Consider the following 24,350-nt stretch of genomic DNA (forward strand, 5'->3'; position numbering starts at 1 on the left):
GCGGGGTGTTTGGTCGCGGCCGTAGCGCCACTTTCGGCGCGCCGAAGATGAATGCGGAAGCTCATGGTGCCCAGGGCCGCAGCACTGTTCCGCACTGCACCAGCCCCGCGCCTGGTCTCCGCCCGGAAGCCGGCGCCGAACCGGAAAGCTGGCTCCGCGCCTGGCGAACCCCCCGCCGAGCGCAAGTCGCCCCGCTTACCGCGATGGGAAAGGTTTTGGGGCAGGGATGGCCCACGCAGGGATCAAGCCTGACCGCCCGGAGTGGGCCATCCCTGCCCCAAAACCGCCAACGTCGCGGTGGGCGGGCCAACGTCGCGGTGGGCGGGCCAACGTCGCGGTTAGTGGGGTGGCGCGGTGAGTCGGGCGGCGCGGTGAGTCGGGCGGCGCGGTGAGTCGGGCGGCGCGGTGAGTGGGTGGTGGTGGCGCGGTGCCGGGGCGACTCGTGGAGCCGCCCCGGCACCTCGGAGGGCGAGCCTCAGCGCTTCCAGTAGCGAGTGACGGTCTTCGTGTTGCCGACCTTGTCCACAGCTCGCAGCTGGACCTTCAACTTCTTGCCGTACTTGCTGACCTTGATCTTGAAGGAGTAGCCCGCCTTGTAGTCGCGGGCCACCACCTTCCCGTCGATCAGCAGCTCGACGCGGGCGATGCCGCTCGCGTCGCTGGCGCCCGCCTTGACAGTGACGGTTCCCTTCACCTTCTTGTTGTTGCCCGGACCCGCCGTGAACTTCACCGACGGTGCCTTGTTGTCGGCGACCAGGTAACGGGTGTAGTCACCCCAGTTGCCCGCCCGGTCGACCGCCCGCAACACGAACCGGACCGTGCCGTTGGACGAGCCGCTGTTGTAACGGACCTGGTACGGGTACGAGTAGTCCCGCCCGATGTAGCGTCCGTTGGCCCACAGCTCCACGTAGTTGACACCCGACGGACCCGAGTCCGCCACTCCGTAGGCCGTCACGGTCGTGGTGCCCCGGAACCGGTAGCCGTGTGCCGGGGCGGCACCGGTGACCCGCGGGCTGGCCGAGTCGATCGCCGAGATCGCGCTGCCGGCGCGGATCTCGCCGTACTGCGTGAAGCCGGTGGTGTACGTCGGCTGTGCCGTGCTGGTCAGGGCGTGCACCAGCGCGGCGTTGCGGGCCGCCGGGTCCTTCGACTTCAGCAATGCGACGGTTCCGGCCACGAGCGGCGTCGCCGCCGACGTGCCACAGAACCAGCCGTAACCGGTGGTCTCCAGGTCGAGTGCCCGGGTGCACCACGGCGCGGCCACGTCGACCCAGTCCGGTCCCCAGTTCGAGCCGTAGAAGCCGATGTACGGATCCCACGCCACGTACCAGTCGCTGTTCTCGTCGGTGCCGCCGACGCCGATCACGCCGGGGTAGGCCGCCGGGTAGAACTTGTCACCGACCGCGTCGTTGCCCGCCGCGGCGATGACGATGGCGCCCTTGGACTGCGCGTACGCCACCGCGTCCGCCTGCGCCGTGCCGCCGCCTCCGCCGAGCGACAGGTTGATGATCCGCGCGCCCTGGTCGACGGCCCACACGATGCCGGCGGCGGTGATGGTGGAGTCGCCGACACCCTCGTCGTTGAGGACCTTGACCGGCAGGATCTGGCAGGACCAGCAGACGCCGGCCAGGCCCGCACCGTCGTTGCCGCGGGATGCGATCAGCGACGCGACTGCGGTGCCGTGACCCTGGTCGTCGGAGGCGTCGGCGTCGTTGTTGATGAAGTCCCAGCCGGGCAGCACGACGCCGCCGGCCAGGTCACCGATGGCGCTGACGCCGGTGTCGATGACCGCGACCGTGATCGCCGAGCCGGTCGTGGTGTCCCACGCCTGCGGCACGGTGATCTGCGGCAGTTCGGTCTGGTTGACGTACTCCGGGTCGTTGGGCACGACCGCGGCACGGTCGACCGAAGCCTCCTCCACGTATTTCACCGCGGGATCGGCTTTCAGGTCGGCCACGACCCGTGCCCGGTCCGACTTGGACACCGTGACCGTGGTGGCACCGAGTTTCGTGAGTTCCCGGCTGCCGGAACTGCGGACGCCCGCGGAGCTGAGCGCGCTCGCGGACACGCCGTTCTTGAAGCCGACCACCAGGCGGACCGAGTCACCGGCCGCCTTGTCGGCGGCGTTACCGGCTTCCTTCGACGCGGCCTCCCGGCTGCCCGGTGCGGCCTCGGCGGCACCCACGGCGCGCGCCTGCCGCTTACGGGACTCGATGTCGTTGCCGTCCCCGGCCTGCGCGGCCCCCGGAACAGCAGCGAGTGACACGACCAGGGCGGTGCTCAGCACCCCGGCGGCCACACTGATTTTGCGCAAGTTTCGTCCTCCCCCGTTTCGATGGAAGACGATCTTAAGTAGACCGGGTGACAAATCGGATCGGCCGTCAAGCCATTGACGCCAGGAAAAGGTCCATACAGCGTTCCGCATTGGCCGTGATGGTCAGCGAGGGGTTGGACAGGGCGGCCGAACCGGGAAGGAGCGCGCCGTCCACACAGTACAGATTCGAGTATCCGCCGACCTTGCCGTCGTACCCCGTGACCTTGCCCATGACCAGGCCGCCCAGCGGGTGGTACGTGTTCCGCGAGCCCAGGCCCATCCCGGTGTTCCGGTCGTAGGACGGCAGCCCGGTCAGCAGCGAACCCTTGCTGCCCTCGGTCGCCCACCACAGCCGGGTCGCCAGATCACGACCGGCCTTGTCGGAGGAGGTCGCCATCTCCGCGTACGGCCAGTGGACTTTGGAGGTGCCGGTGGCCGCGTCGTACCGGATCTCCCCGCGCTCCGGTGCGAGGCTGGTGATCAGGTGTGCGGTGGTGTTCGGGAGCCACGACGGTATCGGTGCCGCCTCCCACGCCATCGACGCCGGCGCGTACGGGTTGCTGTCGTCGTGGAAGCGCACGTTCCCCGGGCCGCCCTGCGCGCTGCCCACGGTCCTGCGCAGGTTGAGCCGGGCCACCAGGAAGTCGCCGTTGTTGCCCCAGCCCTTGCCGACCTCGGTGCTGGTCAGCCGGGGGAGACGGCCCTTGGCGCGGGAGGATTGCAGCAGTGCGGTGCTGCCCAGCGACCCGGCGGCCAGGAACAGGAACTCGGTGGTGATCAGCTTGGAGCCGACGACCGCTCCCCGCTCGTCGATCTGCCGGCAGGCCACCTCGAACAGCTCCGAACCGGACACCTCGCGGATCTCGGTGACCTCGTGCAGCGGCAGCACCGTCACGTTGCCGGTCGCCTCGGCCCACGCGAGGTAGTTGCGGTCGACACTGTTCTTCGCGCCGGAGTTGCTGCCGAACGGGCCCTCGCCGATCGTGTGGCAGGGGGTCACCTGACCGGCCAGTTCGGCGCGGACCACGTCCCAGTCGACCCCGAACGGTACGGGTTCGGCGGTGCGGCCGAACTCGGACACGTATTGGAGCCATGCGCGCGCGCCCGCGTACCTCGCATGGTTTTGAATGTCTGAAGGAATGACCGTCGCGCCCAGATTCTGCCGAGCACGCGGCCAATAGACGGTGTCGAACTCGGTGTAGGGCAGGGCGGACGGGTAGACCCGCTCCCAGTCCGACCGGCGCGGTTGCGGGAAGAACATGCCGATCACGAGGGAGCCGCCGCCCACGCCCGCGCCGCACATGACCTGGATGCCGTCGCCGACGTGCTTCTGGATCAGCCCGGCCCGGCGCTCGATGACCTTGCTGGTGTCCAGACCGAGCGGCGGCCGGTCGCCGAACCAGGCGCATCGCCAGTCGGGGTTGCCGATCGTGCAGAACGTGGTGCCGGAGCCGTCCAGCGTCCATCGCCGGCCCCGTTCCAGAACGGTCACCACCATCCCGGCCTGGGCCAGCCGGTGCGCGGCGACCGCACCACCGAACCCGCTGCCGATGATGACGGCGCTGCGGCCGCGCAGTGCCGGTGCGGCCATGGTGGGTAGTTGAGCGAGGGCACCGGCTGAGGCGAGGCGGAGTACGGTGCGACGGCTGACGTTCACGGGGTCCTCCCGACCACCCACATGGAGAAGAACTGGGAACCGCCCCCGTAGGCGTGACCGAGCGCGGTGGACGCGCCCGCCACCTGGTGCTCACCGGCGCGGCCCATGACCTGCATGGCGGCTTCGGCGAAGCGGAGCAGCCCGGAGGCGCCGATAGGGTTGGAGCAGAGGACGCCGCCGGACGGGTTGACCGGCAGTGTTCCGCCGATCCTGGTCTCGCCGGACTCGACGAGTTTCCAGCCCTCACCCGGCCCGACAAATCCCACATTTTCCAGCCACATCGGCTCGAACCATGAAAAAGGCACATAAAGCTCGGCGGTGTCGATCTCGGCCAGCGGGTCCTTGATGCCGGCGACAGTCCACAATGCCTGCGCCGCCTCGAAGCCCGCGCGAGGATTGACGTGATCCTTACCCGAGTAAAATGTCGGTTCTGTCCGCATGGCGGTGGCACGGATCCACGCGACCTGGCGATCACACGACTCCGCAGCGGCCTGATCGCCGAGAACGATGGCACAGGCACCGTCCGATGACGGACATGTCTCGTCATAACGGATCGGGTCCCACAGCATCGGTGACGCCTGCACCGACTCCAGCGTGATCTCCGGCTGCCGCAGATGAGCGTGGGGGTTCAATGCCCCGTTCCGGCGGTCCTTGACGGCGACCAGGGCCCCGATATGGGACGGAGCATCAAACCGCCGGATATATGAGCGTATATGGGGGGCGAAGTAGCCGCCCGCCCCCGCCCCGATCGGCGCGGTGAACGGCGGCTGGATCGACAGCGCCCACATCGCATTCGACTCCGACTGCTTCTCGAACGCCACCGCCAGCACCCGCCGATGCACCCCGGCCCGGATCAGGCTCGTCGCCACGATCGCTGTCGCGCCGCCCACCGACCCGGCCGTGTGCACCCTGAGCAGCGGCTTCCCCGCCGCGCCGATCGCCTGCGCCAGGAAGAGCTCCGGCATCATGACGCCCTCGAACAGGTCCGGCGCCTTGCCCAGCACCACCGCGTCGATCTGCGACCAGTCCGTCCCGGCGTCCGCCAGGGCCCGGTCGATCGCCTCCCGGCACAGTCCCGCCATCGACACGTCCGTGCGCCGGGTGCGGTGATCCGTCTGCCCGGTCCCGAGAACGGCCGCCCGTCGCATCACGCCGCCTCCATCACGCATACCAGGTTCTGCTGCAGTGCCGGCCCGCTCGTCGCGTGCCCCGCGGCCCGCCGCGCCCGGCCGGACATGATCTCGGTGGCCGCCGCGCCGATGCGGGACAGACCGGCGGAGAACATGGCGTTGCCGCCCGTTGGCAACATGTCCGAGATGCTGAGAGCCCGGCGCAGCAGCAGCTCCTGGTGCGTGAAGGGCGCGTGCAGCGCGACCGGGCAATCGTCCAGGCCGGCGTCGGCGGCGGCGAGAGCGGCGGACGGCACGGTGGTCAGGTCACGCTCACCGAGACCCTGCGGGTCGATCCGATGGGCGATCCCGGAGATCCAGGCGGGCCGGTCACGCTGCCTGCCCACGCGGTCACCCCCGGCCAGGACGACGGCTGCGGCACCGTCGTCCACTCGCGCGACGTCGTGGTTCCGCAGAGGATCTGAGATGTACGGGTGACCGAGCATCTCCTCGACATCACCACCCGATCCACGGGCCGCCACGGCCGCCATGTCCCGTTCGGTGAACAGCCCGGCTTCCAGGGCGAGGCGCGCCTGCAGAGCCGCGATGCTCACCGCGTCCGGCCACAGTGGCGCGACCGTGTATGGGTCCAGTTGCAGCGCCAGGACGCGATGCAGGTCGCCCGCGGACGCCTTGCCGAAGCCGTAGACGAGGGCCGTCTCCGCCTCCCCGGTCAGAATCTTCAGGTAGGCCTCGTAGAGCGCCCACGCCGCGTCCATCTCCACGTGCGACTCGCTGATCGGCGGCACCGCACCGATCGCGTCCACCGCGTTGACGAAGGAGAACGCCCGCCCGGCCAGATAGTCCGAGGAGCCCGAGCACCAGAAGTCGATCTCGCGACGGCCCAGCCCGGCGTCCCGCAGTGCCTCCTCGAACACCGGCACGAGGGTCTCCACGCCGCTGGTGGTGAGCGACTGGTTCGACTGGGCGAAGCCGATGACGGCGACGGTGTTCACAGGTGCTCCGCGTACGTCTCGTAGGGTGCGTCCGGCTCCCCGGTGGGCTCGAAATGCGCGATGTTCTCGGGCGTGGCCGACCACCGCGAGCGATCGCGCCAGACCGCCGCCACCCGCAGGCCCATCCGCACGTCGCCGGCTTGGACGCCGAGGACCAGGTGCGGGATCGGGATGTCCGCGCCGTCCAGCAGGACCTGCGCGACGACGTAGGGCGGGGTGAGCCGCTGCCCCGCGAACGGCACGTTGACCACGCAGAACGTGGTGACGGTGCCGCGGTCGGGGAGGTTCACCACCTCGACGGTGGCCACGCCGTCGGCCGGGCAGACGCGCGGCGGCACGTAGACCTTGCGGCACGCCGGGCAGCGCTGCCCGATGATCCGTCCCTCGGCGAGTGCCCGCAGGTAGCGGTCCTCCTCGTGGGAGGTGGTGTGCCGGTAGTCGAGCTGGATCGGCACCGTCATGATCGTGACGGGCTCAGTGGCGGCTGCCGCCACCGAGCCGTCGGTCTCGCCTGGCTCAAAACCCGAAATATCCTGGATATGTCCGGTTCGCTGGTCGGCCCACCGGATCCGGACCCGCATTCCGGTGTGCGGATCGTCCGCCTCCAGCCGGTGCAGCATCGGGGTGTCCGCGCCGTCCAGCCGGACCAGTGCCCACCCCGTCGTCCAGCTAACCACGACCCCGCCGGCACTCACCGGAACCAGGTCCGTCACCGGCTCCATCGTCACCGGGTCGAACTCCAGCGGCGGCACGTGCACCCGGCCGTCCGAGGTCCGCGCGCCCAGCACCCGACGGTCACGCAGCCCCGCCATGAACCGGCCCAGCACCGGCCCGAGCGAGCGCGTGTAATCGAAGGCGATCGACATCGGCGCTTCCACGCGTCGAGTGAAACACGTTCCAATATTGCCCGGCAAGTGCAGCCTGCAACGGCTTTTCGCCAGATGGAACGAGTTATAAGGTTGGCCCATGACGGGCATGTGGAACATCGCGCACCGGTCGCCGCAGCTCGCGGCGGTCGTCGATCCGGACGGCCGGACGATCACCTACGGCGAGCTGGCCGCGGAGGCCGACCGGATCGCCCGTGGGCTGCGCGCGGCGGGTCTCGGCGCCGGCGACACCGTGGCGCTGCTGCTGCCCAACGGCGCGGACATCCTCACCGCCTACTTCGCGGCCGCGCAGATCGGCCTGCACGTCGTCCCGCTCAACTGGCATCTGACCGCCGCCGAGCTCGGTTACATCGTGCGCGACAGCGGGGCGAAGGCCTTCGTCGCTCACGAGCGCTTCGCCGAGGCAGCGCGGGGTGCGGGCGCATCGGCCGCCGCGCGCTTCGCGGTCGGCGACATCCCGGGCTTCGAGCCATTGGTCACGCTGGGCGCGGGCGGATCCGGAAGACCAGATTCGCGTACGCTCGGCGCGCTCATGGTCTACACCTCGGGCACCTCCGGCCGGCCCAAGGGCGTCCGCCGCCCGCTGCTCGGCCTCGACCCCGACGACGTCCCGCCCGTCTCGCTCTGGTTCTTCGGCCTGTTCGGGCTGCGCCCGTTCGACGATCACGTGCATCTGTGCTGCTCACCGCTCTACCACACGGCCGTCATGAACTTCGCGATCATCTCGATCCAGCTGGGGCACACCGTCGTCGTGATGGACCACTGGGACGCCGCCGAGTTCCTCCGCCTCGTCGACCGGCACCGCGTCACCCACAGCCACATGGTCCCCACCCAGTTCCGCCGCCTGCTCGCCCTGCCCGCCGACGTCCGCGCCGCCTCCGACGTCTCCTCGATGCGCGCGATGATCCACGGCGCCGCCCCCTGCCCCCAGCCCGTCAAGCGCGACATGCTCGACTGGTTCGGTCCCGTGGTGATCGAGTACTACGCGGCCTCCGAGGGCGGCGGCACCCTGATCACCGCCCCCGAGTGGCTCGAACGCCCCGGCTCGGTCGGCCGTGCCTGGCCCGGCTCCCGCGTCCGCGTCCTCGACGACGACGGCAAGGACGCCGCACCGGGCGAGCCCGGCACCGTCTACCTGCAGATGGGCGACGCCACCTTCGAGTACCACGGCGACGCCGAGAAGACCCGCGCCTCCTGGCGGGACCGCATGTTCACCGTCGGCGACATCGGCTACCTCGACGACGACGGCTACCTGTTCCTCTGCGACCGCGCCAGCGACGTCATCATCACCGGCGGCGTCAACGTCTACCCCGCCGAGATCGAGAACGAACTCGCCGGCCACCCCGCCGTCGCCGACGCCGCCGTCTTCGGCATCCCCCACGACGAGTGGGGCGAGGAGATCAAGGCCGTCGTCCAGCCCGCCCCAGGCACCACCCCCGGCCCCCAGCTCACCGAGGACCTCCTGAGCTTCCTGACCACCCGCCTCGCCAGGTTCAAACTCCCGCGCACCATCGACTACGTCGACACCCTGCCGCGAGACCCCAACGGCAAGCTCTACAAACGCCACCTCCGCGACCCGTACTGGACAGGCCGCGACCGAGCCATCTGACCGGATCACCCGTTCGACTTATAGCCAGGCGCGGGAGTCTCTCTACTGTGGGTCTGTGCTTTCCGGGTGGCCGCGACGACGGGTTCTCACATGGATCACCCTGGCCTCGGCCGCGGGATTCCTCCTCTGTTTCCTGCTGGTCGTCCTCACCGGCATGGAGCTGGACTCGGCAGCCGGTCTCCTCGGCGCCGTCTTCGGCGGTCTCAGCCTTCTCCTGACCGCCCTGCAGCTCTTCGCCCGGCCGGTTGCGCCGCCGGCCGGCGACGTCGCGGACGACCTGGCCGCGGGTGCGCTCGACCTGGCTGGCCGAGGCCGCCGCCCGTGAGCTGCACGGCTCCGGCGTGCTGCCGCTGGCCTGGGAGGGCGCGGAGAACCTGGTCAGCGAGTCGGAGATCCGGGTCAGCCCGGGGCGGCTCGACGGTGACTTCGACGCCGCCGTGAAGAGCCTGGCCGCCGCCTACCGGGCCATCCCGGACGGCCGCCTGGTGATGCTCGGCGAGCCCGGATCCGGCAAGACCGTGCTCGCGCTGATGCTGACCCTCGGCCTCCTGGAACGGCGCCGGCCCGGTGAGCCGGTGCCGGTGCTGTTGTCGCTCTCGTCCTGGGATCCGGCCAGTGTCTCGCTGGAGAACTGGATGACCAGCACGATCGCCTCGACGTACTACGACGGCGCCTCGACCATCCCCCGCGAGCTGCTGGTCCGGGGACTGCTGACACCGGTCCTGGACGGCCTCGACGAGATCACCGAGTCGGCGCGGGCGGTCGCGGTCGACGGCATCAACAGGTCGACCGGCGGCAAGCGGCCGGTCGTGCTGACCTGCCGGCTGACCGAGTTCCGCGACGTGGTCGCCGGCGGCGGGCCGGTCCTGCGGCGGGCCGCGCTGGTCCGGGTCTGCCCGGTCGGTGTCGACGACGTGGTGGACTTCATCGGGGCCGGTGCGGACCCGGGCTGGCAGCGCGTGTTCGCCGAGTTGCGCCGCGACCGGGAAGGGCCGCTCGCCGGGACGTTCCAGAGCCCGCTGATGGTCGCTGTGGCCCGCACGGCGTACTCGCACCCCGGCACCGACCCGCAGGAGCTGCTGCGGTTCGACGGCCGCTATGACCTGGAGAACCACCTGCTCGACAGGCTGGTGGAAACGGCGTACCCGGAGCAGAAGGAGCGCGCCTACCTGAGGTACCTGGCCCGGCAGCTGCACGTCTGGCGGGAACGGGACCTGGTCTGGTGGCAGATGCCCGACCGCGGCGACGGCGGCGGCGGGGTACTCCTCTCGATCTCGCTCGCCGCCGCGATGAGCGTGGCGACCTTCGCGGCTCTGCGGCCGGTGGCGGCCGGCGAGTCCGCCCTGGCCATTGCGGGTTTCATGGCCATCTTCGGCTTCATGGCCGGCATGATGGCCCCGGACACCCGGCCGCCGGCCCGGCCGGCCCTGTCGCTGCGGGGTGCCCTCCGGCGCCGGAACACCGCCAGCAGGTTCCTCGGGTTCGTCGCCGTCGCACCGGCCGTCGTGTTTCCGCTGATCCCGGTGTTCGCCGTCCAGCCGTGGTCGTTCTTCATGGTGAACATCTATGCGACCGGTACCGGACTGTTCGTAGCCGCGTCGGCGGTTGTCTGGCTCGGAGCACTCGCGCACAACTGCGCCAGTCAGTCACCCCTGCAGGCGCGACTCGCCGAGCCGCACGCACTGCTTCGCGACGACGGTGTCTCCGCCGCGATCGGTGCCGTGCTGAGCGCTGTCGCGGTGGCGGTGAGCATTCCGGTGGCCGCGTTCTTCGTGGCGTTCTGCGGTTTTCTCGGCATGGCCATGGTCGGCTGGCCGGGGGAGCCCGGCCGCCCGGACCTGGGCGATGTCGTTCTCGACTTCTGGAACGACGTCACACCGGCCGGCATACAGGGCCGCTACGACGTCCTCGCCGCCGTGAGCCTGCTGGCCGGATTCGTCTATGCCCTCATCATGTTCTCGACCCGTGCCTGGACGCGCTTCCTGGTCTTCCGGATCGCCATGGCGGCCCGGAGCCAGCTGCCGTTCCGGCTGCTGGAGTTCCTGGAGCAGGCGCAGGACCACCAGTTGCTGCGCCGGTCGGGCGGGGTCTTCCAGTTCCGGCACGTGCGCCTGCAGGAGCGGCTGGCCACGGACGACGCGCCGACCGGGCTGGACGGCGAGGCGCCCGCCAGGGGTCTGCTCGCCAGGCTGCGCCGGTCGCGCAGGTTCCGCGTCTTCGCACTCGCGGTCACGGTCGCCGTCCTGCTCTCCGGATGGTCGCTGCTGGTCATGACACCTCGGGTGAACTCGGCCGGGGTGCTCACCGGGCTGGACCGGCGGGTGGAGCAGCTGGCCGTCACACCGGACGGCCACACCGTGCTCGCCGCGGGCGAGGGCCGGCTCGCGGTCTGGCACGCGGACCGGGCCGAGCCGCTCACCCGGCTGGCCAACACCGGTGAGCTCGGCGTGATGGCGGCCGCACCGGACGGGCGGACGGTGGCGTTCGCCGGCGACGCCCCGGACACCGCGGGGGTCTGGCAGACCGGCGGTGGCGAGCGGGTCGCGACGCTGACGCCGGGTGGGCGTACGTCGATGGTCGTCTTCGCCCCCACCGGCCGGCTGCTCGCCACGGTTGCCGGCAGCGGCGTCGCCAAGGTCTGGGACGCGGCGACCGGTGCGGTGGTGGACGAGGTGGACGTCCTGCGCGGTGCGACGGCCGAGGTCGTCTTCTCGCCGGACGGTTCGCTGTTCGCCGCGTACAGCTCGGAGGACGAGCAGATGCTGCTCCGCCGGCCGGGCGACCACGAGGCCGACCGTCTGCTGGCGGTCTCCGCGGACGACGTCAGCGCGATCGCCTTCGCGCCGCGCGGTGACGTCCTGGCCGCCACCGACGGCCGGACGGTCCGCCTGTGGAACCCGCGGACCGGGGCGCCGATCCGGGACCTCACCGGCGGCACGGCGATGACGGACCTGGTGTTCTCCCGCGACGGCGCCACGGTGGCCGCGCTGGCCGACGAGGGCGTGTTCCTCTGGGACGTGCCGTCCGGGGGTTTCCGGCACCTGCTCGCCGCCGCCGCACCCACGGACAGGCTCGGCCCGCTGGTCTTCAGCCCCGATGGCCGGCTCGCCGCCGCGACGGTGGCCTATTCGGTCTCCGAGATCACGTCGCGGATCGGTGTCCGGTTGTGGGACATGCGGACCGGCCGGGTGGTGGCCGACATGCGGACCAGCCGCGAGTTCGGCGCCGTCACCGACGTGGCGAACCTCAGCGGCTGGTGGTGGGCGTTCAGCCCGGACGGCGGCCTGATCGCGATGCCGGGCTCCGGCGACACGGCGGAGCTGCGCGAGACCACCACCGGTCAGGTGGTCCAGCGCCTGACCGGCCACACCGGCGAGGTGACGGCCGGCACCTTCACCCCGAACGGCCGGGTACTGATAACCGGCAGCACCGACGAAACCGTCCGCCTCTGGGAGGTCCGCTGACCCTCGAACTCAGCGGCCGGGACGGTGACCATGCACAGGTAGCGATGGTCGCCGGACGGCCTCGCGGTGCGGGTGGTCGCGGGTCTGGCGGAGGCAGAGCACGTAGCGCGTACCCTATGGGTGGTTTTTTCTTGCGGTGATCATCGCGAAGCCCAGCAGCTCGCCGGCGTCCTTCTCCAGCATGTCGATGACGGACTGGGACGGGACGGAGGTGGCCCTCGTCCACAGCAGCCAGTCGCGCCAGCCGTCCTTCTGGAGGCGGGCCGAGGTCACCGTGACCAGTTCGGTGATCTCCCACTGGAAGCGCCACCACTGCGGAGTGTGCCAGGCGATGGCCTCCCAGCCGACGACGTCCTTGATGTGTGCGGGGATGGCGCCCAGGTCGCGGATCTCGCGGGTCATGCCTGGGGTGGCGACGCCCAGCTGGCCGCCCGGGCGCAGGAAGCGCACCAGGTAGGGCAGGTAGCTGTCGGCCGTTCCGAAGTACTCAAAAGCGTCGATGCTGATGATCGCGTCGAACTCGTCCTCGGCGAACGGGAGCGCGTGGGCCTCGGCGTGCACGGCGGTCACGGAGTCGGCCACGCCGGCGGCGGTGAGGACGGCGGTGGCCTCGTCGGCGGGGATCCACAGGTCGGCGGCGACGACCTGGACGCCGTATTCGCGGGCAAGGAAGACCGAGGTGGCGCCCCGCCCGGAGCCCAGGTCGAGCACGCGCATGCCGGGGCGCAGGTCGAGGTCGGTCATCAGGTCCTCGAGGAGCCACAGCGGGTGGGGTCCCATGTCCAGGCTCAGCACCCAGTCCTGGTCGTAGCGCGACGATCGGGGATAGCGGTCCGGGCGTAGAAGGCTCACCCGGGCGAGCCAAGCGGAGCCCGGCGCCGGGCGGCAACCGAATTCTCAGCGGCCGTGGAAGACTGGTTTGCGCTTCTCGATGAAGGCGCGCGGTCCCTCCTTGGCGTCGTCGCTGGTGAAGACCTGCATGCCGATCTTCGACTCGATGGCGAACGCCTCGTTCTCCGGCATGCCCTCGGTCTCGCGGATCGTGCGCAGGATCGCCTGGACGGCGAGGGGGCCGTTGGCGGCGATCATCTCGGCGAGTTCGACGGCTTTCGCGAGGGCCTGCCCGTCCGGGACGACGTGCCCGATCAGGCCGAACTCGCGGGCCTCGGCCGCGGACAGGTGGCGGCCGGTGAGCAGCAGTTCGGCGGCGATCGTGTACGGCATCTGCCGCGGCAGCCGCACCGCGGAGCCACCCAGGGGGAACAGTCCCCAGCGCGCCTCGGAGACACCGAAGCGCGCGCTCTCCCCGGCCACCCGGAGGTCGGTCGCCTGCAGGATCTCGGTGCCGCCCGCGACGGCCGGTCCCTCCACCGCCGCGATCAGGGGTTTGCTCAGCCGCCGTCCCTTGAGGAGCGCGTCGATCCTTTCCAGATTCGCGTCCCGGAGGTCGTCGCCGGGATGTGACTCGGTCATCGCCCGCAGGTCGGCCCCGGCGCAGAACGAGCCGCCCGCCCCGGTGAGGATCGCCACCCGGATGTCCGGGTCGGTGTCGACGCGGTCCCAGGCCTCGCGCATCACGGCCATCATCTCGGCGGAGAGGGCGTTGCGGACCCTCGGCCGGTTCATCGTCACGATCAGGATCGGTCCGCGTTGCTCGACAAGGGCGTCCACCTGGTTTTCCTCCCGGGCTCACAGGGGCTTGCCCGGAACGATAACAGGTTCTACTTTCTGTGGATGGCGGCCAATATAGCGGACCTCTTCGAGCATGCGGTCGACGCTTTTCCCGACCGCGTCGCGGTGGCCTGCGGCGAGCGTGAGCTGACTTACGCCCAGCTGGAGGACGCAGCCAACCGTCTGGCCCACTTCCTGCGTGATCATGGATTGGGCAAGGGTGACCACATCGGACTCTACGCGGGCAACTCGATCGAGGCCGTGGTGTCGATGATCGCGGTGTACAAGCTGCGCGCCGTGGTCGTTAACGTCAACTACCGGTACGTCGAGAACGAGTTGCAATATCTTTTCGCGGACGCCGAACTGAAAGCGCTCGTTCACGACGACCGTTTCGCGGACAAAGTGGCAAAGGTTCGACCTCCCGAGATGCACACCGTCGTCACGATCGGCGACGGCTGGGAGGAGACCCTCGCGGCCGGCGATCCCGGCCGTGACTTCGGGGAACGTTCCGGCGACGACATCTACCTGCTCTACACCGGCGGCACCACCGGCTATCCGAAGGGTGTCATCTGGCGGCACGAGGACGTCTGGCGTGTGCTCGGTGGCGGCATCGACTTCATGTCGGGCGTGCCTCTCGAGGACGAGTGGGCGCAGACCAGACGCGGCGCCGAGATGCCGCAGATGACCCGGCTCTGCCTGGCCCCGCTGATCCACGGCAACGCGCAGTGGGCGGCTCTCATGGCGCTCTTCGCCGGCGACACCGTGGTGGTGCTGCCGCACTTCGACGCCGCCGAGGTGTGGCGGGTCATCGAAGCGCGCAAGGTCAACGTCGTGGTCCTGATCGGCGACGCGATGGCCCGCCCGATCATCGAGGAGTACCTGTCCGGCTCCCACGACGGCACCTCGCTCGTCGCCGTCTCCTCCAGCGCCGCGCTGTTCTCCCCGTCGGTGAAACGGCAGTACCTCGACGCGCTGCCGAACATCATGGTCACCGACGCGATCGGCTCCTCGGAGACCGGTTTCGCGGGCATCGGCATCGTCGCCGATGTGGAGGGCGGCGCGGTCGACGGCCCGCGGGTCATGCCCGGACCGAACACGATCGTCATCGACGAGTACGGCAAGAAGGCGCCACCCGGTGTCGTCGGCCGCCTCGCGCGCGGCGGGCACGTCCCGCTCGGCTACTACAAGGACCCGGTCAAGACGGCCGCGCTGCTCACCGAGGTGGAGGGCATCCGCTACGCGATGCCCGGCGACTTCGCACGGCTCGAGGAGGACGGCACGATCACCCTGCTGGGCCGGGGCAACACCTGCATCAACACGGCCGGCGAGAAGGTTTTCCCGGAGGAGGTGGAGGGCGCGCTGAAGGCGCACCCCGGCGTCTTCGACGCCCTTGTCATCGGGGCTCCGGACGATCTGCTGGGCCAGCGGGTGGTTGCGCTCGTTCAAACCCGTTCAGGGGTACGTGTAGAGCTCGGCGATCTCGAATCCCACGTCCGCCGGAAGGTCGCCGGGTACAAGGTGCCTCGCAAGGTCTGGTTCGTCGACCACATAGCCCGCACGATCAGCGGTAAGGCCGACTACCGGTGGGCACACGAGTACGCGCGGGCACACGACTCCGCCGCTGGGGAGGCCACCAGTGCGGACTGACCTGTGCGACCTGCTCGGCATCGACGTCCCGATCGTCGGGTTCAGCCCCTCCGAGCAGGTGGTCGCCGCGATCAGCAGGGCCGGCGGGCTCGGCGTGCTGGGGTGCGTGCGCTTCAACGACCCCGGCGAACTGGACCGCGTCCTCACCTGGCTGGACCGGGAGCTGGACGGGCGACCGTACGGCGTGGACATCGTGATGCCCGGCAAGGTCCCGGCCGAGGGCACACCGGCCGACCTGAACTCGATGATCCCGCCCGGCCACCGCGACTTCGTCGAGCGGACCCTGCTGCGGCTCGGCGTACCACCGCTCGACGCCGAGGGCCCCCGCCGCGACGGTGTCCTCGGGTGGCTGCACTCGGTGGCCCGCTCGCACGTCGAGGTGGCGCTCACCCACCCGCCCCGGCTGATCGCCAACGCGCTCGGCCCGCCGCCGCCCGACGTCATCGACCAGGCACACCGCAACGGCCTCGTGGTGGCCGCTCTGGCCGGCCGGGCCGACCACGCCCGCAGCCACCTCGCCGGCGGCGTCGACGTGGTGGTCGCCCAGGGGTACGAGGCCGGCGGCCACACCGGTGAGATCGCCAGCATGGTCCTGGTGCCCGAGGTCGTCGACGCCGTGGGGCCGGGCGTACCGGTCCTGGCCGCCGGCGGCATCGGCAGCGGGCGCCAGATCGCCGCAGCCCTGGCCCTGGGCGCGCGCGGTGTGTGGATGGGCTCGGTCTGGCTGGGCACCGCGGAGTACCAGGCGTCCGAAGCACTGCGCGCCGCCCTGCTGGCCGCGGGTTCCAGCGACACCGTGCGCACCCGCATCTACACCGGCAAACCGGCCCGCCTGCTGCGCAACCGCTGGACCGAGGCCTGGGCCGAGGCTTCGGCACCGCAACCGCTGCCGATGCCCCTGCAGAACCTGCTGGTCTCGGGGGCGCACGACCGCCTCATGGAATCCGGCGACCCGTCGGTCGTCCCGATGCCGGTGGGCCAGATCGTCGGCCGGATGAACGAGGTCCGCCCGGTCGCCGCCGTCCTGTCCGATCTCGTCGCGGAGGCCGACGAGACGCTGTCCCGTCTGTCCAAGCTCACCTGATCGTGGTGTCGGGTACCGGCCGTGTACTGGCGGCCGGTCCGGAGGCTTGCCACGCTACGGCATGGCCGGATCACTGACCCCGTTGGAAAGCCGCCTCGTCAAAGCGGTCGAGGACGGTGTCGAACTGGACGTGGCCGGTGCCGGCCCGGTCGACGAGGCCGCGATGCGCTCGTGGACCGGCCCCACCCGCACGATCCGCGCCGAGGTCGTCCGCGACATCGTCACCGGCCGCCTCGTGGAACGGCCCGACCCGCGCGGGCTGCGCCTGCGCGGCGTCCGTGTCACCGGCCGCATCGATCTGGAGAACGTCAGCCGTGACCTGGAGATACGGCTGAACCACTGCTACCTGCCGGACGGGCTGCTGCTCAACGACGCCACCCTGATCTCGGTGTCCCTGGACAACTCGTGGATCGGCGACGGCATCGAGGCCGGGCGTCTCGAGACCAGGCTGCTGAGCCTGATCGGTGCGACGGTCACCGGCGCGATCCTGCTGTCCGGCGGCCGGGTGGGCGGTGTTCAGTGCGACGACGCGCGGCTGAGCACCACCTCGGGCCTCGTCCTGAACGGCAACGGCCTGCGCGCCGACCAGGGGCTGTTCCTGCGCAACAGCACGATCACCAGCGCGGACGAGGCGGCCTCGATCTACCTGATGGGCGCACACCTCGCCAACCTCGACGCGGACGGCGCGCGACTGTCCAACAGCGCGGGCCCGGTCCTCAACGCCAACGAACTCCGCGTCGAACACGGCCTGTTCCTGCGCGGCTGCGAGGCCACCGGCGCCGGCGAGCTCGCCACCATCCACCTGCTCGGCGCGCACCTGGGCTCCCTCGAGTGCGACAACACCCAGCTCGCCAACACGAACGGCCCCGCCCTCAACGCCAACGTCCTGCGCGTCGAGCAGAGTGTGTTCCTGCGCCACGGCTTCGCCGCGACCGGCGTCGGCCCCCTGGGCGCCGTCCGCCTGGCCAGCGCCCACTTCCGCCGCCTCGAATGCGACGGCGCCACGCTGTCCAACGACGCCGGCCCGGCCGTCGACGCCGACCTGCTCCGCGTGGACGAGGCTTTCTTCCTGCGCGACTGCACCCTCACGAACACCGGCCTCACCGGCACCCTCCGGCTCGTCGACGCCCACCTCGGCGTCCTCGACTGCAACGGCGCCCAGCTGCAGAACACCGCCGGCCCCGCGATCGACGCGCACGGCCTGCGAGTCGACCAGGGCGTCTGGATGGGCGGCGGCTTCACCGCCACCGGAGCCGCCGAGCACGGCACGATCCAGGTCCCGTACGCGACCATCGGCGGCCACCTGTGGCTGGACACCTCGACCATCGGTTCGTCCAGCGGCGGCGCACTGATCGACCTGGACGGCACCACATACATCGGCCTGCCCCGCCCCGGCCGCCTGTCGGACTGGTTGCGCCTGCTGCGCCGCACTCCCGCCTACGCCGCCCAGCCGTACCAGCAACTGGCCGCCGTCCACCGAGCCGCCGGCCACGACCGCGAGGTCCGCACCATCCTGATGGCGCAGCGGCAGGCCCAGATCGACCGCCGAGCGATCACCGGCTGGGACCGCTTCTGGACGAGACTCACCGGCTGGACGCTGGGCTTCGGTTATCAGACGTGGCGTGCTCTCGTCGTACTCCTGGGGGTCCTGATCCTGTCGGTGGTCGCGGCGCTGTGGGCGGGGAGTGAGGGCGGGCTGGCGCACACGAGCCGCACCCCGTCGGTGGGGACGCCGTGCAGCACGCTGGAGCAGATCGGGGTCGGCCTGGACCTGGGAACTCCGTTGCTCAAAACCGGCGCGCGGGAGACGTGCGCCCCGACGACAGCGCCGGCCGGACAGGCGCTGGCGGTGGCGGGGTGGTTCCTGCAGGCGCTGGCGTGGGCGTTCGCGGCGTTGTTCATCGCCGGCTTCACCGGCGCGGTCCGCAAGACCTGAGGGTTCGGGCACCGGCGTCCTGGCGTCCTGGGCCATCCGCAGAGCCGCGGCGCGCGAATACCCGGTAGCTCGAACGGGCCATCCATCGAGCATTGTCTACCTGATCAGGAGATCAGATGCGATCACGATTAGGCGCCGCTTTTGTGCTGCTCGCCGCAATGCTCGGAAGTCTGCTGATCGGAGCGACCGCGGCCCACGCCGATGGGAAGGCCCCCATTTGCAGAATGGCGTTGACCGGCACACTCGACGTCGTTTGCACCATTCCACCGGACGTCGACGACCGGAAGATCGACTTCATCCAGTGGACGACGGACGGCAATGCCCGGCCCGATCTCAACGAGAGAAGGCAGATCCTGGTGAGCTGCTCGTCCGGCCAGACGTTGGTGATCGGGTTGACGATCGGCTTCGACAACCCCGACGACGGCCAGAGCACGGGAAGCACGGCATTCACGTGCCGAAAGTCGCTCACCGCCACCGTGAGCGACACGCACTGGGAGTACCAGCGGATCTTCAGCAGCCCACCCGAGTACGACCGTCCGGTGACGGTGATCCCGGACGGCGGCACGGGCCCGTACACCTGCGCGTGGCAAAAGGTGGGCGGCGACCTGTATTCGTCGGCGCAGAGCCCGTCGAGCTGCACCACCAGCTTCCTGCGACCGCTGTCGGGCATCCGCCATACGTTCTACTGCGAGTCGGGCTGGGTGGCGGTGGTCACCGACGCCACCGGAGCCCGGTTCACCTCACCGCAGGTGCTGGTCAGCTTCTACTGGGAGCAGGGCAGCTGACCCCTGCTCCTCGGCGCTACGGGTGTCGGTGAGCTTCAGCCGCCGCGCTGCGGCGGGCCCTTCGGCGGGTGCGTTCACACGCGGACGCGGGGCACCGATCGGGTGTCCCGCGTCCACCCAATCAGCTCGGAAACGCTCACGATTTGCCAGGACCTTGTTGTGTCACCGTCCCGCTCTCTTGCCACCGCGCGTGGCTCTTGCCACCGCGCGTGGCCGAGTCTGCGAAACGGCCTTTTGTGACAGGCGACCGCGAGTTTCACGCATTTGCTCTGGGTGGCTTCCGGGTTTCGTCGACCACGCCGTTTGCGACCATGCTGGGTGACTTCTGGAGTCCACTTTCCCCCGCGGTGGTGCGGGTTGCGTCGCGCGGGGTCAGGCGGTTGTGGGCTGGGTGGGGGAGTCGGCGAACTGGGTGTTGTAGAGCTCGGTGTATCGGCCTCCGGCCATGAGTAGTTCGGTGTGGGTGCCCTGTTCGAGGACTCGGCCGGATTCGATCACCAGGATCTGGTCGGCTGCTCGGACTGTGGAGAGGCGGTGGGCGATCACGACGGCGGTGCGGCCGGAGAGTGCTTCGGCGAGGGCTGCCTGGACGGCCTGTTCGGAGGTGGAGTCGAGGTGGGCGGTGGCTTCGTCGAGGACCACCACTCGGGGTTTGGCCAGCAGGAGGCGGGCGATGGTCAGGCGCTGGCGTTCGCCTCCGGAGAGGCGGTAACCGCGTTCGCCGATGACGGTGTCGAGGCCGTCGGGGAGGGAGGTGACCAGGTCTGCCACGCGGGCTCGGCGCAGGACGTCCCAGATCTCGTCCTCGGTGGCGGTGGGGGCGGCGAAGAGGAGGTTGGCGCGTACTGAATCGTGGAAGAGGTGGCCGTCCTGGGTGACCATGCCGAGGGTCTGGCGCAGCGAGACTGCGGACAGGTCGCGGACGTCGACGCCGGCCAGGCGGACTGTGCCGGAGCCGGCGTCGTAGAGGCGGGGGAGCAGTGAGGCCATCGTGGACTTGCCGGCGCCGGAGGAGCCGACGAGGGCGATCATCTGGCCCGGGTCGGCGCGGAAGGTGACGTCGTGGAGGACCTCGACGCCGCCTCGGCTGTCGAGGACGGCGACCTCCTCCAGCGAGGCCAGGGAGACCTTGTCGGCTGAGGGGTAGGCGAATCGGACGCTGTCGAACTCGACGGAGACCGGGCCGTCGGGGACGGTGCGGGCGTCGGGTTTCTCCTCGATGAGGGGCTTGAGGTCGAGGACCTCGAAGACGCGCTCGAAGCTGACCAGGGCGCTCATCACCTCGACGCGGGCGCTGGCCAGGGAGGTGAGCGGGGCGTACAGACGCGTGAGCAGGATGGCGAGAGCCACCACGGCACCGGGCTCGAGGCGGCCCTGGAGGGCGTAGACGCCGCCGAGGCCGTAGACGAGAGCGATGGCGACACCGGAGACGGAGACCAGGGCGGTGAGGAAGAGCCATTGGGACATCGCGGTGCGTACGCCGATGTCGCGCACACGGCGGGCGCGCGCGGCGAACTCGGCTGACTCGGCACCCGGCCGGCCGTAGAGCTTGACGAGTGTGGCGCCCGGTGCGGAGAAGCGCTCGGTCATCTGCGTGTTCATCGCCGCGTTGTGTGTGGCGGCCTCGCGCTCGAGCCGGGCCAGGCGGCCGCCCATCCGGCGGGCGGGGAGGACGAAGACCGGGAGCAGCGCGAGGGAGAGGAGGGTGATCTGCCAGGAGATGCCGATCATGACGATCAGCGTGAGGATCAGGCCGACCAGGTTGCCGACGACGCCGGAGAGGGTGTCGCTGAAGGCCCGCTGGGCGCCGATGACGTCGTTGTTGAGGCGGCTGACCAGGGCGCCGGTGCGGGTGCGGGTGAAGAACGCCACGGGCATCCGCTGCACGTGGTCGAAGACGGCGGTGCGCAGGTCGAGGATGAGGCCCTCGCCGATGCTGGCGGAGAACCAGCGCTGCACCAGGCCGAGGCCGGCCTCGAGCAGGGCGAAGGCGCCGATCGCCACGGCCAGGACGACGACAAGGTCGGAGTCCTCGCCGTCGACGATCGCGTCCACCACCCGGCCGGCCAGCACCGGCGTGGCCACGGCCAGGACGGCCGTGACCACGCTGACTAACAGGAACCCGGTCAGCGCGCGCCGGTGTGGCCTCGCGAAGGCGGCGATGCGGCGCAGCGTCGCCAGCGAGAACGGGCGTTTGTCGTCCTGCTGGTGCATCGCGTGATACATCGAGTTCCAGGCAGCCATCTCCATGCTCATGGAGAGCAAGCTGCCACCTCACCCAAGGTTCAGGTCAAGCCGTTTTCCACGGCCAGTTTCCGTTCGCGCCCGACTCCAGCAGCGGTACCAGCCGGAACGCCGCGTCGGTGAGGCCGCCGAAAGTGTGCCGGTACGGCCCGGCCGGGCCGTGTCCGGGGCGGTAGCCGGCCAGGTTCCAGGTGTAGAGCGGAACCGTGGGCGGCAGCGCCGAACCCGGGTTGCCCTGGCCGGCGTGCGCCTGCTCGTCGGTGACGATCAGAACCCGGTCGTGGCGGTTGTAGAACCGCTGCACCGCGGCGAGCGTGTTGGTCCCGCCGAGGTCGCCGAACCGGTCCACGATCCGCAGCAGCGACTCGCCCGCGCGCACGTCGACCCGCTTGGCGCTGCTCCCGAACTGGACCAGGTCGGCCCGGCCGAGGTTGCGCATCGCCACCGCGGTGCCGAAGATCGCCGCCGCGTCCGCGTTGGTCAGCCGCGCGTTGCGCGACGTTCCGTAGAACATCGAGCCCGAGCGGTCGACGAGCACGAGGGTACGGCCGGGGAGCACCGGGACGTTCGCCAGCGACGCCGTGAGCGCCTTGTCCAGCGCGTGTCCCCAGCGCAGCGAGGGCGCGGCGCGGTGAGCCGAGAGGAAGCGGAACGGGAACTGCCTGCTCCGCGCGACCTCGGCCGGGTCGGACAGCCGTGCGCAGATGACCTCGGCCACCGAGTCGGACACACCGGCCTCGTCGAAGCTCCGCAGGTTACGCAGCAGGGCCATGTAACCCATGGTCGGGATCAGCGCGGTCCACAGCTTGCCCTTGGCCACCCGCGAACCCGTGAGCGACAGCGCGTCCTCCCAGGTCAGCCCGGCGGCCCGGAGCGACTCGGTGTTGAGCAGCGCCGTGGGGTCGTCCGCCGCGGCCGAACGCAGCGCCGCGTTCGCGCTGATCATCCGGAGGTCGGGAGCGGGTGGGAACGGCCGGTTGTGCCGGCGGTCCAGGGCATGCTTGAACACCTCGCCCTGCGCGGGCGTCGCCGCCACCGGGTGCACCAGCTCGATCACGTCGGCGAAGCGGAAACCCTTGCTGCCGGTGTCGTACTTGAGCAGGCTGAACTCCGTGTACAGGCGCTGCACGGCGTCGGCGAGCCCGCGCTTGACCGGCTTCGGGAGGGCGCGCCCGTACCGCGAGGTCCAGTAACCGAGCAGCTCGCCCGGCTCGTCAGCGCGCTGGAGCACCGAGCTGATCAGCCGGCGCCCGCCGGGCTGTCCGGCGGTGAGCAGGGCACGGGCGGCCTCGGCCGCACCCACCAGCGAGGCCGAGCGCATGTTCGCACCCGTGCGCAGCCAGCCGAGGAAGTCGGTGATCCACTGCGGATCGGCGACGGCGACCCGCTGGACGAGGGCGGCGAAACGGGCGTCCCGGTCGCCGGCGGCCTCGTAGAACGTGTCCTCGCCGGCCATGTTGGCGACCGCGAGCAGGAAGAGCTCACCCTTGGGGTCACGGACCGCGCCGGCCCCGCCCTCGTGGGTCCGGGCCCGGCCGGTCGTGGTGATCGGACCGGTCGCCGCCGGGCGCACCGCGGTCTTGTTGAACTTGGCCACGACGGGGCCCCTTTCCGAAACAGCAAAATCTGAAGCGGGTGCCCGAGATCAAAGGCGGTGACGGAAACGTAAGTGCTCTATCCCCTGAGCTACCTCCCGAAGAGCCGGGAGGGCGGGACTCGAACCCGCGACCACTCGATTCAGAGTCGAAGTAGCCGGCACCTGCGCACCGGGCACCCACATCAGACATTGCGCACTCCCGAATGGCTCCGGGGTGCGGGAAGAAACGTAGCAACCGTCGTGATCGGCTGTCGCGCGAATTTATTCGAGGACGATCACGGCGCGGCCGGACAGGGTCCCGGCGGCCAGCCGCTCGTAGGCGAGACCGGCCTCCTCGAACGGGAAGGCGGTCACCTCGCTGCGGATCTGACCGGACCGCGCCAGGGCGATGACCTCCTGGGCGTCCGCGATCGACGAGCCCTGGAAGGTGAACACCTCGCCGTCGCGGGGCAGTGTGCCGAACCAGGGCTTCGTGAGCCGCCCGCCGGCCGAGCCGATCAGCCCGAACGCGCCGCCGGGCCGGACAGCGCGAATGCCCGCCGCGATGGTGTCGTCGGTACCGACGAAGTCCAGCACGGCATCGACGTCATGAATGGTCGAGAAGTCGGGCGGCAGGGCGGTCGAGGCGCCCACGGAGAGCGCGTATTCGCGGCGCGCCGAGGAAGGGTCGACGGCAATCACCTGCGCGCCACTCAACACTCGCAGGAATTGCACGGCGAAAGCGCCCAGCCCGCCCGCACCGACGACCACGACCCGGTCGAGAACGTGCGGCAGAACACGGCGGACCGCGTGATAGGCGGTGGCGCCGGCGTCCATCAGCGGGCCGGCGGAAACTGGATCGAGCGACCCGAGCGGCAGCACCCCGCGCGCTGACGACGCGAGCACAAAATCGGCCAGGCCGCCGTCCTGCCCGTACCCTCTCCCGGTTTGCCCTTGCGGGCACATGCTGTCGCGTCCCCGTAGGCAGAATCGGCACCGCCCGCATGATGTCGGCGAAACCAGCGCGACCGCCTCGCCCGGGGTGAGGCCCTCGACGCCCGCGCCGAACGCCGCCACCCGCCCGGCGGTTTCGTGGCCCAGGGTGAACGGCATCCGCCAGCCCAGTTTTTCGCCGATGACCTGCGGCATCTGCCGCATCGTCAGGTCCGAGCGGCACAGCCCGCAGCCGGCCACCCGCACCAGCACCTCGCCCGGCCCGGGTGACGGCACCGGCACGATGCACGCCTCTCCGGGCGAACCCCAGCTCGTCATCCGGTACGCCCGCATCGACTCCACTGGAACACGTTATCGCAATAATCAGCTGCCACGTTGACCGAATATTAGAACTCGT

The 24,350-nt window shown here is 70.5% G+C and carries 17 protein-coding genes; 7 read left to right on the plus strand and 10 right to left on the minus strand.

Translation table 11 applies throughout. The features are described 5' to 3' along the window. Positions 1-475: 475 nt before the first annotated feature. From AB0M02_RS23255 to AB0M02_RS23275, 5 genes are all read right to left on the minus strand, one after another. A complete protein-coding gene (locus AB0M02_RS23255; RefSeq protein ID WP_364229880.1) occupies positions 476-2,314 on the minus strand; it encodes a S8 family serine peptidase in 1,839 nt (612 codons plus the stop codon). A 67-nt stretch (positions 2,315-2,381) separates the two neighbouring features. Beyond that, positions 2,382-3,971, minus strand: a complete 1,590-nt coding sequence (locus AB0M02_RS23260; RefSeq protein WP_364229881.1) for a GMC oxidoreductase — start codon at positions 3,969-3,971, stop codon at positions 2,382-2,384. Further along, entirely contained in the window at positions 3,968-5,119 is a 1,152-nt protein-coding gene (locus tag AB0M02_RS23265) for a thiolase domain-containing protein (RefSeq protein WP_364230013.1), read from the minus strand. Before AB0M02_RS23265 ends, AB0M02_RS23260 begins: the two co-directional genes overlap by 4 nt. After that, complete coding sequence (locus tag AB0M02_RS23270) at positions 5,119-6,096, minus strand: lipid-transfer protein (RefSeq protein ID WP_364229882.1); 978 nt, start codon at positions 6,094-6,096, stop codon at positions 5,119-5,121. Before AB0M02_RS23270 ends, AB0M02_RS23265 begins: the two co-directional genes overlap by 1 nt. Continuing rightward, positions 6,093-6,962, minus strand: coding sequence for an OB-fold domain-containing protein (locus AB0M02_RS23275; protein WP_364230015.1), 870 nt, complete (start codon positions 6,960-6,962; stop codon positions 6,093-6,095). The genes AB0M02_RS23270 and AB0M02_RS23275 overlap by 4 nt, the downstream gene beginning before the upstream one ends. Before the next feature lie 100 nt (positions 6,963-7,062). Between AB0M02_RS23275 and AB0M02_RS23280 the strand changes: the two genes are divergently transcribed. From AB0M02_RS23280 to AB0M02_RS23290, 3 genes are read left to right on the plus strand one after another with little or no spacing between them, the layout of a single operon-like run. Beyond that, positions 7,063-8,592 (plus strand): acyl-CoA synthetase, encoded by a 1,530-nt coding sequence (locus AB0M02_RS23280; RefSeq protein ID WP_364229883.1) that lies wholly within the window; start codon positions 7,063-7,065, stop codon positions 8,590-8,592. A 55-nt stretch (positions 8,593-8,647) separates the two neighbouring features. Beyond that, on the plus strand, positions 8,648-8,917 hold the full coding sequence (locus AB0M02_RS23285) for a hypothetical protein (protein WP_364229885.1): 270 nt from the start codon (positions 8,648-8,650) through the stop codon (positions 8,915-8,917). Beyond that, complete coding sequence (locus AB0M02_RS23290) at positions 8,880-12,056, plus strand: hypothetical protein (protein WP_364229886.1); 3,177 nt, start codon at positions 8,880-8,882, stop codon at positions 12,054-12,056. Before AB0M02_RS23285 ends, AB0M02_RS23290 begins: the two co-directional genes overlap by 38 nt. Positions 12,057-12,170: 114 nt before the next feature. On the opposite strand, the gene AB0M02_RS23295 is transcribed toward AB0M02_RS23290, so the two are convergent. Then, a complete protein-coding gene (locus AB0M02_RS23295; protein ID WP_364229888.1) occupies positions 12,171-12,908 on the minus strand; it encodes a methyltransferase domain-containing protein in 738 nt (245 codons plus the stop codon). A 45-nt stretch (positions 12,909-12,953) separates the two neighbouring features. Continuing rightward, positions 12,954-13,727 carry a crotonase/enoyl-CoA hydratase family protein gene (locus tag AB0M02_RS23300; protein ID WP_364229889.1) on the minus strand — a complete coding sequence of 258 codons (774 nt, stop codon included), beginning with the start codon at positions 13,725-13,727 and terminating at the stop codon, positions 12,954-12,956. 63 nt (positions 13,728-13,790) lie between these two features. Here AB0M02_RS23300 and AB0M02_RS23305 point away from each other — a divergent pair, with 63 nt between their 5' ends. The 4 genes from AB0M02_RS23305 (at position 13,791) to AB0M02_RS23320 (ending at position 19,179) form a co-directional block, all read left to right on the plus strand. Continuing rightward, positions 13,791-15,374, plus strand: a complete 1,584-nt coding sequence (locus AB0M02_RS23305; protein ID WP_364229890.1) for an acyl-CoA synthetase — start codon at positions 13,791-13,793, stop codon at positions 15,372-15,374. Further along, positions 15,364-16,458 carry a nitronate monooxygenase family protein gene (locus AB0M02_RS23310; RefSeq protein WP_364229891.1) on the plus strand — a complete coding sequence of 365 codons (1,095 nt, stop codon included), beginning with the start codon at positions 15,364-15,366 and terminating at the stop codon, positions 16,456-16,458. Before AB0M02_RS23305 ends, AB0M02_RS23310 begins: the two co-directional genes overlap by 11 nt. Positions 16,459-16,519: 61 nt before the next feature. After that, on the plus strand, positions 16,520-18,394 hold the full coding sequence (locus AB0M02_RS23315) for a hypothetical protein (RefSeq protein ID WP_364229892.1): 1,875 nt from the start codon (positions 16,520-16,522) through the stop codon (positions 18,392-18,394). Positions 18,395-18,618: 224 nt separating this feature from the next. Further along, positions 18,619-19,179: a hypothetical protein gene (locus AB0M02_RS23320; RefSeq protein ID WP_364229894.1), complete on the plus strand. Its 561-nt coding sequence runs from the start codon at positions 18,619-18,621 to the stop codon at positions 19,177-19,179. Positions 19,180-19,551: 372 nt separating this feature from the next. Here AB0M02_RS23320 and AB0M02_RS23325 read toward each other — a convergent pair whose 3' ends face one another. The 3 genes from AB0M02_RS23325 to AB0M02_RS23335 form a co-directional block, all read right to left on the minus strand. After that, a complete protein-coding gene (locus AB0M02_RS23325) occupies positions 19,552-21,435 on the minus strand; it encodes an ABC transporter ATP-binding protein (protein ID WP_364229896.1) in 1,884 nt (627 codons plus the stop codon). Between the two features lie 34 nt (positions 21,436-21,469). Further along, positions 21,470-23,020, minus strand: a complete 1,551-nt coding sequence (locus AB0M02_RS23330) for a TROVE domain-containing protein (protein ID WP_364229897.1) — start codon at positions 23,018-23,020, stop codon at positions 21,470-21,472. Between the two features lie 261 nt (positions 23,021-23,281). Then, positions 23,282-24,286 carry an alcohol dehydrogenase catalytic domain-containing protein gene (locus tag AB0M02_RS23335; RefSeq protein ID WP_364230017.1) on the minus strand — a complete coding sequence of 335 codons (1,005 nt, stop codon included), beginning with the start codon at positions 24,284-24,286 and terminating at the stop codon, positions 23,282-23,284. Positions 24,287-24,350: the final 64 nt, after the last annotated feature.

The sequence above is a fragment of the Actinoplanes sp. NPDC051861 genome, assembly GCF_040681145.1.
GTDB lineage: Bacteria > Actinomycetota > Actinomycetes > Mycobacteriales > Micromonosporaceae > Actinoplanes.